Origin of the sequence: Aeromonas sp. 3P, assembly GCF_051919745.1 — a bacterium.
Classification (GTDB): Bacteria; Pseudomonadota; Gammaproteobacteria; order Enterobacterales; family Aeromonadaceae; genus Aeromonas; species Aeromonas veronii.
In genome coordinates this window covers 2,765,091-2,780,000 of the sequence record NZ_JBQBED010000001.1, presented here as the reverse complement: position 1 = coordinate 2,780,000, position 14,910 = coordinate 2,765,091, and the positions used below count along the sequence as shown (strand labels likewise).

13 protein-coding genes, 1 tRNA gene and 2 rRNA genes (1 of these 16 cut by a window edge) are annotated in these 14,910 nt (G+C 59.0%); 14 read left to right on the top strand and 2 right to left on the bottom strand.

Annotated elements, in window-relative coordinates:
- From ACTG19_RS12750 to ACTG19_RS12740, 3 genes are all read left to right on the top strand, one after another.
- Positions 1–2,442: ribosomal RNA gene (locus tag ACTG19_RS12750) — 23S ribosomal RNA — on the top strand; it begins 448 nt to the left of the window's first position.
- A gap of 120 nt (positions 2,443–2,562) precedes the next feature.
- Positions 2,563–2,677, top strand: a 5S ribosomal RNA gene (rrf, locus tag ACTG19_RS12745).
- 46 nt (positions 2,678–2,723) lie between these two features.
- Positions 2,724–2,799: transfer RNA gene (locus tag ACTG19_RS12740), tRNA-Thr, on the top strand.
- On the opposite strand, the gene ACTG19_RS12735 is transcribed toward ACTG19_RS12740, so the two are convergent.
- The gene (locus tag ACTG19_RS12735; protein WP_162628472.1) at positions 2,800–2,970 is read right to left on the bottom strand and encodes a hypothetical protein; all 171 of its coding nucleotides are present in this window, start codon (positions 2,968–2,970) and stop codon (positions 2,800–2,802) included.
- Between the two features lie 80 nt (positions 2,971–3,050).
- Here ACTG19_RS12735 and codB point away from each other — a divergent pair, with 80 nt between their 5' ends.
- The 11 genes from codB to hemB all read left to right on the top strand — a co-directional run bounded on the left by codB (position 3,051) and on the right by hemB (position 12,610).
- A complete protein-coding gene (gene codB / locus ACTG19_RS12730) occupies positions 3,051–4,295 on the top strand; it encodes a cytosine permease (RefSeq protein ID WP_069556499.1) in 1,245 nt (414 codons plus the stop codon).
- Positions 4,289–5,554, top strand: a complete 1,266-nt coding sequence (locus ACTG19_RS12725; protein WP_439989133.1) for a cytosine deaminase — start codon at positions 4,289–4,291, stop codon at positions 5,552–5,554. Before codB ends, ACTG19_RS12725 begins: the two co-directional genes overlap by 7 nt.
- A 95-nt stretch (positions 5,555–5,649) precedes the next feature.
- Entirely contained in the window at positions 5,650–6,027 is a 378-nt protein-coding gene (crcB, locus tag ACTG19_RS12720; RefSeq protein ID WP_005339378.1) for a fluoride efflux transporter CrcB, read from the top strand.
- A 65-nt stretch (positions 6,028–6,092) separates the two neighbouring features.
- Positions 6,093–6,845, top strand: a complete 753-nt coding sequence (gene ubiE, locus ACTG19_RS12715; protein WP_005342396.1) for a bifunctional demethylmenaquinone methyltransferase/2-methoxy-6-polyprenyl-1,4-benzoquinol methylase UbiE — start codon at positions 6,093–6,095, stop codon at positions 6,843–6,845.
- A gap of 8 nt (positions 6,846–6,853) precedes the next feature.
- Positions 6,854–7,462: a ubiquinone biosynthesis accessory factor UbiJ gene (locus ACTG19_RS12710; RefSeq protein WP_323894085.1), complete on the top strand. Its 609-nt coding sequence runs from the start codon at positions 6,854–6,856 to the stop codon at positions 7,460–7,462.
- A complete protein-coding gene (ubiB, locus tag ACTG19_RS12705) occupies positions 7,462–9,102 on the top strand; it encodes a ubiquinone biosynthesis regulatory protein kinase UbiB (protein WP_323894083.1) in 1,641 nt (546 codons plus the stop codon). The genes ACTG19_RS12710 and ubiB overlap by 1 nt, the downstream gene beginning before the upstream one ends.
- Positions 9,103–9,144: 42 nt before the next feature.
- Positions 9,145–9,396, top strand: a complete 252-nt coding sequence (gene tatA / locus ACTG19_RS12700; RefSeq protein ID WP_005339385.1) for a Sec-independent protein translocase subunit TatA — start codon at positions 9,145–9,147, stop codon at positions 9,394–9,396.
- Positions 9,397–9,399: 3 nt separating this feature from the next.
- On the top strand, positions 9,400–9,864 hold the full coding sequence (gene tatB / locus ACTG19_RS12695) for a Sec-independent protein translocase protein TatB (protein WP_113740661.1): 465 nt from the start codon (positions 9,400–9,402) through the stop codon (positions 9,862–9,864).
- Positions 9,861–10,616 (top strand): twin-arginine translocase subunit TatC, encoded by a 756-nt coding sequence (gene tatC / locus ACTG19_RS12690; protein ID WP_005342401.1) that lies wholly within the window; start codon positions 9,861–9,863, stop codon positions 10,614–10,616. The genes tatB and tatC overlap by 4 nt, the downstream gene beginning before the upstream one ends.
- 188 nt (positions 10,617–10,804) lie before the next feature.
- Positions 10,805–11,590: a TatD family hydrolase gene (locus ACTG19_RS12685; RefSeq protein ID WP_439989132.1), complete on the top strand. Its 786-nt coding sequence runs from the start codon at positions 10,805–10,807 to the stop codon at positions 11,588–11,590.
- 3 nt (positions 11,591–11,593) lie between these two features.
- Positions 11,594–12,610, top strand: coding sequence for a porphobilinogen synthase (gene hemB, locus ACTG19_RS12680; RefSeq protein WP_005357271.1), 1,017 nt, complete (start codon positions 11,594–11,596; stop codon positions 12,608–12,610).
- Positions 12,611–12,693: 83 nt separating this feature from the next.
- On the opposite strand, the gene ACTG19_RS12675 is transcribed toward hemB, so the two are convergent.
- Entirely contained in the window at positions 12,694–14,883 is a 2,190-nt protein-coding gene (locus tag ACTG19_RS12675; RefSeq protein ID WP_439989131.1) for an immunoglobulin-like domain-containing protein, read from the bottom strand.
- Positions 14,884–14,910 lie beyond the last annotated feature (27 nt).

The window sequence follows — 14,910 nt, the reverse complement described above, 5'->3', positions numbered from 1 at the left end:
CAGTACCGTGAGGGAAAGGCGAAAAGAACCCCTGTGAGGGGAGTGAAATAGAACCTGAAACCGTGTACGTACAAGCAGTGGGAGCCCTTCGGGGTGACTGCGTACCTTTTGTATAATGGGTCAGCGACTTACATTTTGTAGCGAGGTTAACCGTATAGGGGAGCCGTAGGGAAACCGAGTCTTAACTGGGCGTCTAGTTGCAAGGTGTAGACCCGAAACCGGGTGATCTAGCCATGGGCAGGTTGAAGGTTGAGTAACATCAACTGGAGGACCGAACCCACTAACGTTGCAAAGTTAGGGGATGACCTGTGGCTGGGGGTGAAAGGCCAATCAAACTCGGAGATAGCTGGTTCTCCCCGAAAGCTATTTAGGTAGCGCCTCGGACGAATACTACTGGGGGTAGAGCACTGTTTGGGCTAGGGGGTCATCCCGACTTACCAACCCCATGCAAACTCCGAATACCAGTAAGTAATATCCGGGAGACACACGGCGGGTGCTAACGTCCGTCGTGAAGAGGGAAACAACCCAGACCGCCGGCTAAGGTCCCAAAGTTCTGGTTAAGTGGGAAACGATGTGGGAAGGCTCAGACAGCTAGGATGTTGGCTTAGAAGCAGCCATCATTTAAAGAAAGCGTAATAGCTCACTAGTCGAGTCGGCCTGCGCGGAAGATGTAACGGGGCTCAAACCAGGCACCGAAGCCGCGGATTCACACTTATGTGTGAGTGGTAGGGGAGCGTTCTGTAAGTCTGCGAAGGTGTATCGAGAGGTATGCTGGAGATATCAGAAGTGCGAATGCTGACGTAAGTAACGATAAAGGGGGTGAAAAGCCTCCTCGCCGGAAGACCAAGGGTTCCTGTCCAACGTTAATCGGGGCAGGGTGAGTCGACCCCTAAGGCGAGGCCGAAAGGCGTAGTCGATGGGAAGCAGGTTAATATTCCTGCACGACTTGTAATTGCGATGGGGGGACGGAGAAGGCTAGGTGGGCCAGGCGACGGTTGTCCTGGTGAAAGTGCGTAGGTGGTGTTTCTAGGCAAATCCGGAGACACAACACTGAGACACGAGACGAACACACTACGGTGTGGAAGCCATTGATGCCCTGCTTCCAGGAAAAGCCTCTAAGCTTCAGATTACAAGTCATCGTACCCCAAACCGACACAGGTGGTCGGGTAGAGAATACCAAGGCGCTTGAGAGAACTCGGGTGAAGGAACTAGGCAAAATAGAACCGTAACTTCGGGAGAAGGTTCGCTCTTGACAGTGAAGTCCCTTGCGGATGGAGCAGTTGGGAGTCGCAGTGACCAGATGGCTGGGACTGTTTATCAAAAACACAGCACTCTGCAAACACGAAAGTGGACGTATAGGGTGTGACACCTGCCCGGTGCCGGAAGGTTAATTGATGGGGTTAGCGCAAGCGAAGCTCTTGATCGAAGCCCCGGTAAACGGCGGCCGTAACTATAACGGTCCTAAGGTAGCGAAATTCCTTGTCGGGTAAGTTCCGACCTGCACGAATGGTGTAACCATGGCCATGCTGTCTCCACCCGAGACTCAGTGAAATCGAATTCGCCGTGAAGATGCGGTGTACCCGCGGCTAGACGGAAAGACCCCGTGAACCTTTACTACAGCTTGGCACTGAACATTGAACCTACATGTGTAGGATAGGTGGGAGGCTTTGAAGGCGTGACGCCAGTTGCGCTGGAGCCGTCCTTGAAATACCACCCTTGTATGTTTGATGTTCTAACGCAGGGCCCTGAATCGGGCTCGCGGACAGTGCCTGGTGGGTAGTTTGACTGGGGCGGTCTCCTCCCAAAGAGTAACGGAGGAGCACGAAGGTTGGCTAATCCTGGTCGGACATCAGGAGGTTAGTGCAATGGCATAAGCCAGCTTAACTGCGAGACGGACAGGTCGAGCAGGTACGAAAGTAGGTCATAGTGATCCGGTGGTTCTGAATGGAAGGGCCATCGCTCAACGGATAAAAGGTACTCCGGGGATAACAGGCTGATACCGCCCAAGAGTTCATATCGACGGCGGTGTTTGGCACCTCGATGTCGGCTCATCACATCCTGGGGCTGAAGTCGGTCCCAAGGGTATGGCTGTTCGCCATTTAAAGTGGTACGCGAGCTGGGTTCAGAACGTCGTGAGACAGTTCGGTCCCTATCTGCCGTGGGCGTTGGATGATTGAAGGGAGTTGCTCCTAGTACGAGAGGACCGGAGTGAACGAACCTCTGGTGTTCGGGTTGTCACGCCAGTGGCACTGCCCGGTAGCTAAGTTCGGAATCGATAACCGCTGAAAGCATCTAAGCGGGAAGCGAGCCCTGAGATGAGTCATCCCTGACCCCTTGAGGGTCCTAAAGGGCCGTTGGAGACCACAACGTTGATAGGTGGGGTGTGTAAGCGCGGCGACGTGTTGAGCTAACCCATACTAATTACCCGTGAGGCTTAACCATACAACACCCAAGAAGTGTTCTAAGGCTTGTAGCAAATAGAACGAACTACTCAAATTCAGTGATAGTGACAAGCCAAGCGCAACATCACTACTCACGTCAGCTTTCTGGATTAAGAATTTGCCTGGCGGCCATAGCGCCGTGGAACCACCTGATCCCATGCCGAACTCAGAAGTGAAACGCGGTAGCGCCGATGGTAGTGTGGCATTCGCCATGCGAGAGTAGGACACTGCCAGGCACCCAATTTCAAGATTACGCCCAGCGTGGTCTTTACCGGTTAGTGTGCTGATATGGCTCAGTCGGTAGAGCGCATCCTTGGTAAGGATGAGGTCCCCAGTTCGATTCTGGGTATCAGCACCATTAAATAGAAAGCCTCCCTGAAAAGGGAGGCTTTTTTGCATCCGTCATTTTTTGATATCCCCTTACATTCCCTATTCCCGAACCCCCTTCTGCTTGCAGCCGACACTGTTTATCTGCTGGTTTGAGTCCTAATGTGTTACTCATTTGACTGCTATTGATGGTTTTATCCATAGATTTAACCATGATTGATTGACGTAAAACGTTTTACATGTAAAATCCGGCGCGTTTTGCCTATTACGTGGAGAGAGAGCATGGCGCAGGATAACGAATACTGTTTGGGGGCGGTACCCGCCAAAGGGCGCAAAGGTGTGCTGTCGCTGATGCTGGTGATGCTAGGCCTGACCTTCTTCTCTGCCAGCATGTGGACCGGTGGTGCGCTGGGCACCGGGCTGGTGTTCGATGACTTCATCAAGGCGGTACTGCTCGGCAACTTGCTGCTGGGTATCTACACAGCCTGTCTCGGTTATATCGGTGCCTCAACCGGTCTCTCTACCCATCTGCTGGCTCGTTACTCCTTTGGGGTGAAAGGTTCCTGGCTGCCATCCCTGCTGCTCGGCGGTACTCAGGTCGGCTGGTTTGGCGTTGGCGTGGCGATGTTTGCCCTGCCGGTGCAGAAGGCGACCGGCATAGATGTGAACTGGCTGATCGCCATTTCGGGCATTTTGATGACGGTGACCGTCTACTTCGGCATCTCCGCCCTGATGGTGCTGAGCTTTGTGGCCGTACCGGCCATTGCACTGCTTGGCGGCTACTCGGTCTGGCTGGCGGTGACCTCGACCGGTGGCATGGCTGCACTGCAGCAGGTACAACCAAGCAATCCCATCGAGTTCACCACGGCGTTGACCATGGTGGTCGGTTCCTTTATCAGTGCAGGAACCCTGACCGCCGACTTTGTCCGATTTGGTCGCAAACCCTGGGGCGCCGTCATGATTACCATGGTGGCGTTTTTTTTGGGCAACACGCTAATGTTCGTCTTCGGCGCAGCCGGTGCGGCCGTGACCGGTCAGGCCGATATCTCGGAAGTGATGCTGATGCAGGGACTGTTGATCCCCGCCATCCTGGTGTTGGGCCTCAATATCTGGACCACCAACGACAACGCTCTCTACGCCTCCGGCCTCGGTTTTGCCAACATTACCGGTCTCAAGAGCAAGCCCCTCAGCGTGATCAACGGCCTCATCGGTACGGCTTGCGCCCTCTGGCTTTACAACAACTTTGTCGGCTGGCTGGCCTTTTTGAGTACGGCAATTCCGCCGATCGGTGGCATTATCATCATGGATTTCCTGCTCAATCGTGAGCGTTACCGTCAATTTGCCGATCAGCAGTTCGAGACGGTGCGCTGGCAGGCGCTGGTCGCTACGGCAGTCGGGGTGGCTGTCGGCAAGTGGCTGCCGGGCATAGTGCCACTCAACGCGGTATTGGGCGCCGCCTTCACCTATTTCATTCTGGTTCGCCTCACCCAGCGGCCGGTTCTGGTACAGGAAGCTAACAAATGCTGATTCAACATATTCGTTTGGCCGATCGGGAAGGGTTGTGGCAGATCCGCTGTCAGGATGGGGTCATCACCGCCATCGAACCCCATGGCGAGCATGCCGTCGCCGGTCGGGTGCTGGACGGGGAGGGCGGTCTGGCGATCCCCCCCTTTATTGAACCCCACATTCACCTCGATACCACCCAGACGGCGGGTGAGCCGAGCTGGAACCTCTCCGGCACCCTGTTTGAGGGGATCGAGCGCTGGGCCGAACGCAAGGCGCTGCTGACCCATGAGGATGTGAAACAGCGCGCCATCCAGACGCTGAAGTGGCAGATCGCCAACGGCATCCAGTTTGTCCGTACTCACGTCGATGTCTCCGATCCCAATCTGGTGGCGCTCAAGGCGATGCTGGAGGTGCGGGAGGAGATGAAGGAGTGGGTGGAGCTGCAGATCGTTGCCTTCCCGCAGGAGGGGATCCTCTCCTACCCGAATGGCAAGGCACTGCTGGAGGAGGCGCTCAAGCTGGGGGCCGATGTGATCGGTGCTATTCCCCATTTCGAGTTTACCCGGGAATATGGGGTCGAAAGTCTGCATTACATCTTCGATCTTGCCGAGAAGTATCAGGTTCTGGTCGATGTGCACTGCGACGAGATCGATGACGAGCAGTCCCGCTTTATCGAGACGTTGGCAACCCTGGCCTACGAGCGAGGTATCGGCCATCGGGTGACGGCCAGTCACACCACCGCCATGCACTCCTACAACGGCGCTTATGCTTCCCGCCTGTTCCGGTTGCTCAAGATGGCAGACATCAACTTCGTGGCCAATCCGCTGGTGAACATTCACCTGCAGGGGCGGTTCGATACCTATCCCAAACGCCGCGGTATTACCCGGGTGAAGGAGATGCTGGAGGCGAACATCAACGTCTGCTTCGGTCACGACGACGTGTTCGATCCCTGGTACCCCATGGGCACTGCCAACATGTTGCAGGTGCTGCACATGGGGCTGCATGTCTGCCAGATCATGGGCTACGAGCAGATCAACGACGGCTTGAAGCTGATCAGCAGCCACAGCGCCCGCACCCTGAACGTGCAGGATCGCTATGGCATCGAGGTGGGCAAACCGGCCAACCTGTTGATCCTGCCTGCCGAGAATGGCTTCGATGCGGTGCGCCGTCAGGTGCCGGTGCGTTACTCGATCCGCCACGGCAAGGTGATTGCCCAGACCCGCCCGGCCCAGACCGAGATCGTGCTGGGTCAGCCAGAGCCCATCGATTTTCGCCGCTGAGATTTCAATCAGGCTGGATGACGATTAGTTCCGCCTCTGGGCACAAGGGCCGCCATTGCGACATAATGGCGGCCTGACCCTGAGGGAGTGACACCATGCAAACCTGGTTCTATGTTGCTGCAGGGGGCGCCATCGGCGCCTGCCTTCGTTTTGGGATTGCCGAACTGATGGCCTTGCTGCTGGGGCGCCACTTTCCTTACGGGACTCTGGTGGTCAACGTGGTGGGCTCTTTCATCATGGGGGTGGCGTTCGCCCTCATCAGTCATGGTCATGTGGTAGAACACCCGATGAAGCCGCTGCTGATGGTGGGGATCCTCGGTGCCCTGACTACTTTCTCTTCCTTTGCCCTCGATACGGTAGTGCTGGCTCAACATGGGGCCTATCTGAAAGCGCTGCTCAATATCGGTCTCAATCTCTTCCTCTGTCTGGCCATGGTGGTGCTGGGCATGCAGTTGGTTGCGAGCCGGGTTTAAGGTGTCCGGACGCCAGTGGCTCTGGTAAACTGGCGGCCATTCTTTGCTCTATGGGTGTTTAAGGGATGTCAGAACAAGCAACGACAACGCATTTTGGCTTTAAAACCGTGGCCGCGACCGAGAAGGAAACTCTGGTAGCAGGTGTCTTCCATTCGGTGGCAGCCAAGTATGATCTGATGAACGATCTGATGTCGTTCGGCATCCACCGCCTGTGGAAGCGCTTCACCATCGACTGTTCCGGTGTGCGCAAGGGCCAGAAGGTGCTGGATCTGGCCGGTGGTACCGGTGACTTGACCGCCAAGTTTTCCCGCATCGTCGGCGAGACCGGTCAGGTGGTGCTGGCGGATATCAACGACTCCATGCTGAAAGTGGGCCGCGACAAGCTGCGCAATCTGGGGGTCGCCAACAACGTCTCCTACGTGCAGGCCAATGCCGAGGCGCTCCCCTTCCCGGATAACCATTTCGACGTGATTACCATCGGCTTCGGTCTGCGCAACGTCACCGACAAGGACAAGGCGCTCGCCTCCATGTTCCGGGTGCTCAAGCCGGGTGGCCGTCTGCTGGTGCTGGAGTTCTCCAAGCCGGTCAGCGAAGTGATCGCCAAGCTCTATGACCTCTACTCCTTCAAACTGCTGCCGAAAATGGGCGAAATCGTCGCGAACGACAGTGAAAGCTACAAATATCTGGCAGAGTCCATCCGTATGCACCCGGATCAGCAAACCCTGGCTGGCATGATGGAAAATGTCGGTTTCGAGCAGGTGGAGTACTTCAATCTGACTCAGGGTGTGGTCGCCCTGCACCGCGGTTACAAGTTTTAAGGTTGCCTATGCCGATGGATGCCATGGTCACCGCGGTGATCGAAACCAGCCTCAACCAGTTGCTGGTGCTGGACAAACAGAGCCCGGAGCGGCTGCGCAAACTGGTGGGCAAGGTGCTCAAGCTGGAGCTGCGTGAACTCAAGCCGCTCTGGTTTGTCTTCTCCGAGCGTCGGCTGGATGTGCTGGCCCAGCATGAAGGGGAGGCCGATGCGGTGCTCAGTCTCTCCCTGACCGCCCTCGGTCTGCTGAAAGACCCTTCCGCCCTGACCCGCTATATCCGCGAGGAGAAGCTGGATCTGAGCGGTGATCCCCAGCTGGTACAGGCATTCAGCGTGCTGCTGGGCGAGCTGGATATCGACTGGGAAGAGGAGCTGTCGCGCTATACCGGCGATGTCGTTGCCCACACCCTGTTCAGCGGTGCCCGTCAGGCGCGTCGTCTGGTCGGCCGCGAGCTGTGCCGCACCCGCAGCCAGCTGGCGGAATATCTGACCGAAGAGGCCCGCCTCGCCCCCGGCCCGCTGGAAGTGGCGAGTTTCAACGATGACGTCGAGGTGCTGGCCCAGCAGCTCAAGGCCGTCGAACTGCGGCTGGCCCGCTTCGAACAGCAGGTGACCTGATGACCCCGAAGGAGTTCAAACGCCTCTATCGCATCATCACCATCCTGCTGGAGCAGGGCATCGACGAACTGGTGCCAGCCCGCTATCAACCCTGGCTGGGTCGTCTGGCCCGTCGCTCCCTGTTCTGGCTCAAGAACAAACAACCGGATCTCAGCCGCGGTGCCCGCATCCGCCTCGCCTTCGAGGCTCTCGGCCCCATCTTCATCAAGTTTGGCCAGATGCTCTCGACCCGCCGCGACCTGCTGCCGCCGGATATCGCCGAGGAGCTGGCCCTGCTGCAGGACAGGGTGCCCCCCTTCTGTGGTCAGGCGGCGCGCCAGCAGATCGAGCTGAGCCTGGGTTGTCCCATCGAAACCCTGTTTGACGACTTCGACGAGACGCCGCTGGCGTCGGCTTCCATCGCCCAGGTGCATACCGCCCGCTTGAAGGAGAGTGGCCGCGAGATCGTCATCAAGGTGATCCGTCCCGACATCGAGCCGGTTATCGAGGCTGACCTGCGGTTGATGCAGGCGCTGGCCCGTCTGGTGGCCCGCTTCGTGCCCCAGAGCGCGCGGCTGCGCCCCATCGAGGTGGTGGAGGAGTATCGCAAGACCATCCTCGACGAGCTGAATCTGATGCGCGAAGCGGCCAACGCCATCCAGCTACGCCGCAACTTCACCGGCTCCGAGGCGCTCTATGTGCCTGAAATCATCACCGACCTCTGCCGCGAGCAGGTGCTGGTGATGGAGCGCATCTACGGTATTCCGGTCTCCGATATACCGGCGCTGGAAGCCAACGGCACCAATATGAAGCTGCTGGCCGAGCGCGGGGTAGAGGTTTTCTTCACCCAGGTGTTCCGCGACAGCTTCTTCCATGCCGATATGCACCCGGGCAACATCTTCGTCTCTTACGAACATCCGGAAAACCCGCTCTGGATCGGCATCGACTGCGGTATCGTCGGTACCCTCAATCGGGAAGACAAACGCTATCTGGCGGAGAACTTCCTCGCCTTCTTCAACCGTGACTATCGCCGGGTAGCGGAGCTGCATGTGGAGTCGGGCTGGGTACCGGCAGACACCAAGGTGGATGAGTTCGAGTTCGCCATCCGCACCGTGCTGGAGCCCATCTTCGAGAAGCCGCTCTCCGAAATTTCGTTCGGTCACGTGCTGCTCAACCTGTTCAACACCGCGCGTCGCTTCCATATGACGGTGCAGCCGCAGCTGGTGCTGCTGCAAAAGACCCTGCTCTATGTGGAAGGGTTGGGGCGTCAGCTCTACCCGCAGCTCGATTTGTGGCAGACCGCCAAGCCGTTCCTCGAGAACTGGATGCACGAACAGGTGGGGCCAAAATCGGTATTGAACGCCATCAAGGAGAAGGCGCCATTCTGGGCGGAGAAGCTGCCGGAGCTGCCGGAGCTGGTCTATGAGACTCTGCGTCAGACCCGTCATCAGCAGCGTCATTTCGACCAGATGTTTGCCGAGTTCCGCCGTCACAGCCGTCGGCAGGGGCAGGCCCGCTACCTCTTAGGGGTTGGAGCCAGCCTGCTATTGGCGGGTGTATTCTTGCTGACCCAAAAACAACACATTGAGTGGGGACAAGCCAGTCTCGCCGGTGCAGCCCTCTGCTGGCTGGTCGGCTGGTTGCGAACCCGTTCCCATTAATCAACAACCGCGCCGTCAGGCGCCTGTTCTGGAGAGAAAATCATGGGTGGTATCAGTATTTGGCAATTGTTGATCATTGCAGTCATCGTCGTGCTGCTGTTCGGTACCAAGAAACTGCGCGGCATTGGCGGTGATCTGGGCGCGGCGGTCAAAGGGTTCAAGAAAGCCCTCTCCGACGAGCCGGCTGATGCCAAGGCCGAGCAGAAAGATGCCGAGTTTCCCCCGAAACAGCTGAACGAAGCGGCCACTCAGAGCAGTGAGACCGCCAAGCAGAAAGACAAAGACCAGGCCTAAGCCATGTTCGATATCGGTTTTTGGGAGCTGGTCGTTATCGGTGTGGTAGCACTGGTGGTACTGGGGCCCGAGCGGCTGCCGGTTGCCATCCGTACGGCTACCCACTGGATCCGCCTCATTCGTTCGACCGCGAACTCGGTCAAGTCCGAGCTGGAGCAGGAGCTCAAGTTGCAAGAGCTGCATAACGACCTCAAGAAGGCGGAACAGTTGCAGATGAGCAACCTGAGCCCCGAGCTGCAGGAGTCCATCGAACAGCTCAAAGCGGCGGCCCAGTCGGTCAATCGCCCCTATCAGGTGGAGAACGAGATCCGTCCGCCGCGCCCCGAGCCGGTCGTCCAGGCTGAGCCTGCCACACCGGTGGAGCCTGCGGTGCAGCTGAGCCACGACGTGCCGCCGGTCAACAGCCAGCGGGAGAGTGAGCCGGTGCCGGTCAGCGACTCCGCAGTAAAAGGGGAGGTGAAGCCATGAGTCAGGCCGAACAACCCCTGATCAGCCATCTGGTTGAGCTGAGAACCCGTTTGCTGCGCTCCATTACCGCCATCCTCGTGGTGTTTCTGGCGCTGATCTACTTCTCCAACAACATCTACGACTTTGTGGCCCAGCCGCTGCTCAGCCAGCTGCCGGAAGGGACCAGCATGATCGCGACGGATGTGGCGACCCCCTTCCTGACGCCGATCAAGCTGACCCTGGTGGTCTCCTTCTTCGTGGCGATCCCCTATCTGCTCTATCAGGCCTGGGCCTTTATCGCCCCCGGTCTGTACCAGCATGAGCGGCGCCTGATCATGCCGTTGGTGGTCTCCAGTGCCCTGCTGTTCTATGCGGGGATGGCGTTCGCCTACTACGTGGTGTTCCCGCTGGTGTTCGGTTTCTTCACCAGCACAGCACCCGCAGGGGTGACGGTGGCGACCGACATCGCCAGCTATCTGGACTTCGTACTGACCCTGTTCTTCGCGTTCGGGGTGGCGTTCGAAATTCCGGTGGCCACCATACTGCTCTGCTGGACCGGCGTGACCACACCGCAAAACCTGAAGGAGAAACGTCCCTACGTTGTCGTCGGGGTGTTTGTGGTCGGCATGCTGCTGACGCCGCCTGATGTCTTCTCCCAGACCCTGCTCGCCATTCCGATGTGGGCGCTGTGGGAGATAGGTCTGTTCTTCGCCCGCTTCTACGTGAAGAAAGAGGATGAAGAGCAACAGGAACAACCGGATGTGGAGAGCTGAGGCTCTGTTCGTCACCTGTTTGCCGGACGGCGAGAGGATGACTAAGTCCGCAGGAATAGCAGAACGAGGGGAGCTTAGGCTCCCTTCCTCTTTTCATGCTCCCATTCGAGGCGTATGGTAAGACCCCATTCGGTAGATGGTTTTCAAATACCTGATATGTATTCCTTTTGTTCGGAACGTCTCATTCCATGATCGATATCGGTTTAAACCTGACCAGCAGCCAGTTCGCCGGTGAACAGCCTGAGCTGGTTGCCCGTGCCCGCGCCGCCGGAGTGGAAGCGCTGATCCTCACCGGTACCGATCTGGCTGGTAGCCGCGAGAGCGCCGGGTTGGCCGCCCGCTGGCCGGGCTACTGCTTCTCCACCGCCGGGGTACACCCTCACGATGCCAAGAGTGTCGATGAGGCGACCCTGCCCGCCTTGCGCGAGCTGGCAGCCTTGCCGCAGGTGGTGGCTATTGGCGAGTGCGGCCTCGACTACAACCGCGACTTCTCCCCCCGTCCGGTGCAGGATGCGGTATTCGACGCCCAGCTGGCACTGGCCGCCGAGCTCGGGATGCCGGTGTTTCTCCACTGCCGCGATGCCCACGCCCGTTTTATCGAGATCCTCCGTCCCTGGTTGCCGAAACTACTGGGAGCCGTGCTGCACTGCTTCACCGGCTCCGATGAGGAGCTGGACGAGTGTCTGGCGCTGGGGCTGCATATCGGGGTGACGGGCTGGCTCTGCGACGAACGCCGCGGCCAGCTGCTGCGCGAGCAGGTGGCCCGCATTCCAGCCGGTCGGCTGATGATCGAGACCGATGCCCCCTATCTGGTGCCGCGAGATCTGAAACCGCGCCCGAAACGCAACGAACCCGCTTTTTTGCCGCACATCGCTCAGGTGGTGGCGGCCTGTCGTGGTGAAGCGCCCGAGGCCTTGCTGGCCAATACCCGGGCCACCTCCGCCGCGTTCTTCCAACTTCCTCTCCAGGAGTGATTCATGGCTACAACTCTTCCGGGCGCCTTTCCGGGCCGCCGCCTGCGCCGTCTGCGCAAACATGATTTCAGCCGTCGTCTGGTGCGCGAGAACGTACTGACCGTCAACGATCTCATCTATCCGGTGTTCGTGCTGGAGGGGGAGAATCGCCGTGAAGCCGTTCCCTCCATGCCGGGGGTGGAGCGTCTCTCCATCGATCTGTTGCTGGAGGAAGCAGCCGAGCTGGTGGAGCTGGGCGTACCTGCTATTGCCCTGTTCCCGGTCACTCCGCTGGAGAGCAAGAGCCTGATGGCGGAAGAGGCCTACAACCCGAACGGGCTGGCCCAGCGCACCGTGCGCGCCCTCAAGGCTCGCTTCCCGGAGCTCGGGGTGATCACCGACGTGGCACTCGACCCGTTCACCACCCACGGTCAGGACGGCATTATCGATGACGAAGGCTATGTGCTGAACGACATCACCACCGAGATCCTGATCAAGCAGGCGCTCTCCCACGCCGAGGCCGGGGTCGATATCGTCGCGCCGTCCGACATGATGGATGGCCGCATCGGCGCCATCCGCGCTGCGCTGGAAGAGAATGGCTTCATCAACACCCAGATCATGGCCTACTCCGCCAAGTACGCTTCCTGCTACTACGGCCCATTCCGTGATGCGGTTGGCTCTGCCGGCAACCTCGGCAAGAGCAACAAGGCCACCTATCAGATGGATCCGGCCAACAGCAACGAAGCCCTGCACGAAGTGGCGCTGGATATTCAGGAAGGGGCCGACAGCGTGATGGTCAAGCCGGGCATGCCCTATCTGGACGTGGTTCGTCAGGTGAAGGATCAGTTCGGCGTGCCGACTTTCGCCTATCAGGTCAGCGGCGAGTACGCCATGCACATGGCGGCGATCCAGAACGGCTGGCTGAAAGAGAAGGAGACCATCATGGAGTCTCTACTCTGCTTCAAGCGGGCCGGGGCCGATGGCATCCTCACCTACTTCGCCAAGCGCGTAGCGCAGTGGCTGAAGGAAGATGCCCGTTAAGCCGGGTTGAAGAGATAAACGAGAGGGGGAGCCGATGGCTCCCCCTCTATCGTTATGGCTCTCTTTTGGTCACGAGCGGATGATTACAGCTTGGTCCAGGCATCGCTCCAGTGGCTGCCGGTACCCGGCGCATAGTGGCTGGTCGAGCCGCCACACCAGCCGCTGTAGGGCCAGGGTTTGCACTCATAGTTGCCACCGGCATTGCTGACCCGATCACCGGCCTGATAGCTGGTGTTGGGGGCGTAGGCCGGGTAGTCACCTTCGCTCCCCCCGCTGCTCTCTTCGGTCAGCGCAACCGGGAAGCGCTGCACCACCGGCTGCTGGCCATCTGCCAGACCGGTGATCACGACGTCGTAGCTGCCATCGGTGACATTGCTGCCCTGCAGTATCAGGGGGCTGGTGCCGTTCACTTGGCTGCTGGTGGTACCGTGGCTGTGGCCGCTCTGCTCCAGAGTCGCGGTGACCTGTACCAGGTTGGCGGTGGTCACGTTGAAGCGGATGCTGACCTGACCGTTGACTATGGTGTACTCGCTCGCCATGGCGCTGACGGTGAAGTCGCTGCTGCCTTCTGCGGGTGGCGTTGTGCCGCCGCAGTCGCTGTCGCCCTGTACGCGCCAGACGCCCCAGTCACCCGTGGTGCCCGGCTCTTCGTTCTGGGTCCACCAGCCTGCCAGCCAGTTCTTGCCGTTGTGGCTGACGATGTCGCCGCCCACATAGACCTTCTTGGCATCCCAGCTGTTTTCACAGACGGCGCCCTGCTCCCTGACGGTCACGTTGCGCTGCTGGGTTACCTGCTGACCGGCGCTGTCGCTCACCTGATAGGTGAGGGTGTAGCGGCCGACCTTGCTGCTGTCGACGTTGCCGCTGACCTTGATTTGGGCGGTCAGGTCGCCATCTTCTTCATCATGGGCGCTGACGCCGGTCATCGGATCGAAGGGGGTACCCAGCTCCAGCGTGGTGTCGGTGACACCGCTGAACACCGGCTTCATGCTGTAGACCTCGATGGTGCGTACCTGCTCGGTGACGTTGTTGTCGCGATCGCTCACCTTGTAGGTGAGGGGGTAGAGGCCGATGCGCTGGCTGTCTACCGAACCTTCCACCTGGATCTGGCCAGTCAGGTCGCCATCTTCCTTGTCGTTGGCGCTGACACCGGCCAGCGGATCAAAGGTGGTGCCCTGCTTGATGCGGGTATCGCTCAGGCCGCTGAACACCGGCTTGCCGTTGTCGACCGGCGGCGTGATCTCCTGATCGTGGATGAAGGGGCCGTAGCTCTTGATGAAGGATTCGTTGTAGGACTGACCGGCTGCGTTGCGGCCCATGTCCCAGTTGATGGACCAGGTCATCACGCCGCGCAGTGGTTGCCCCTCGCTCTTCAGGCGGTTGAAGGCGTTGTAGAGCTTCTGCGGATCCTGCACATAGCCGGTGGCGGCGGCGTCAATGTTGGTCGGAATACCGAACACCAGCTTGTCATGGGGGATCTTGTAGAAGCCGCGGGTTCCGTTGCTCAGCGAATCCGCCATGTAGTAGATGAACTCTTCTTTCAGGGCATCGTTGTTCTGGGCAATCCAGCCGATGCCATCGATGTAGATACCGTCGCCACCCTGGTTGTAGAACTGGGGGGTGATCCAGTCGTAGTAGCCTTCCAGATTGCGGATATAGGGGATGTAGGCGCCAGTCTGGGTCAGATAGGGGAACTCCGGTGCCATGGTGATGAGGAAGTTTTTCCCCTGGGCGCGGTAGTGATCCTTGACCAGACGCAGGGCCGCCGGGATCACGGTCTGGTTGTCGGCGGCAGTGATGGCGGCCTGTTCCAGATCGATATCCAGCCCGTCGAAGCCATAGGTCTCCACCAGACGGATTATCTCGTCGGCAAAGGCCTGCTCCTGACCCTTGCGCAGCTCGATGTGCGCATCGGCACCGCCCAGCGCCAGCAGCACGGCACGGCCCTGACGGTTCAGCTCGGCGATCTGCTCGATAAACTGGCTTTCGCTCATGCCGATGGCCGGGTCGAGTTTGAAGGTGGGGATGGGATCGCTGCCATAGACCTTCATGAAGGAAACATCGACCACGTTGTATTGCGGGTTGACCTGATCGAGCTTGACGCAGGGGGCGATACCGCCCTTGTAGCCCGAGCCGTCACACCAGTTGTGCCAATAGCCGACCACTACGCCGGACTGGGGGTTGACCATCGCCTGACCGGCACTGGTGGCATATGCCATGGGGGCGCCCATGCCGAGCAGGCAGCCAAGCAGGGATAATTTGAGTTTGTTCATCGTCTCTCCGTACGGTGCAAATGGGGC

Coding starts and splice junctions, on each gene's coding strand:
- ACTG19_RS12735 (WP_162628472.1), bottom strand. CDS start 2,970: ATGGATAAAACCATCAATAGCAGTCAAATGAGTAACACATTAGGACTC.
- codB (WP_069556499.1), top strand. CDS start 3,051: ATGGCGCAGGATAACGAATACTGTTTGGGGGCGGTACCCGCCAAAGGG.
- ACTG19_RS12725 (WP_439989133.1), top strand. CDS start 4,289: ATGCTGATTCAACATATTCGTTTGGCCGATCGGGAAGGGTTGTGGCAG.
- crcB (WP_005339378.1), top strand. CDS start 5,650: ATGCAAACCTGGTTCTATGTTGCTGCAGGGGGCGCCATCGGCGCCTGC.
- ubiE (WP_005342396.1), top strand. CDS start 6,093: ATGTCAGAACAAGCAACGACAACGCATTTTGGCTTTAAAACCGTGGCC.
- ACTG19_RS12710 (WP_323894085.1), top strand. CDS start 6,854: ATGCCGATGGATGCCATGGTCACCGCGGTGATCGAAACCAGCCTCAAC.
- ubiB (WP_323894083.1), top strand. CDS start 7,462: ATGACCCCGAAGGAGTTCAAACGCCTCTATCGCATCATCACCATCCTG.
- tatA (WP_005339385.1), top strand. CDS start 9,145: ATGGGTGGTATCAGTATTTGGCAATTGTTGATCATTGCAGTCATCGTC.
- tatB (WP_113740661.1), top strand. CDS start 9,400: ATGTTCGATATCGGTTTTTGGGAGCTGGTCGTTATCGGTGTGGTAGCA.
- tatC (WP_005342401.1), top strand. CDS start 9,861: ATGAGTCAGGCCGAACAACCCCTGATCAGCCATCTGGTTGAGCTGAGA.
- ACTG19_RS12685 (WP_439989132.1), top strand. CDS start 10,805: ATGATCGATATCGGTTTAAACCTGACCAGCAGCCAGTTCGCCGGTGAA.
- hemB (WP_005357271.1), top strand. CDS start 11,594: ATGGCTACAACTCTTCCGGGCGCCTTTCCGGGCCGCCGCCTGCGCCGT.
- ACTG19_RS12675 (WP_439989131.1), bottom strand. CDS start 14,883: ATGAACAAACTCAAATTATCCCTGCTTGGCTGCCTGCTCGGCATGGGC.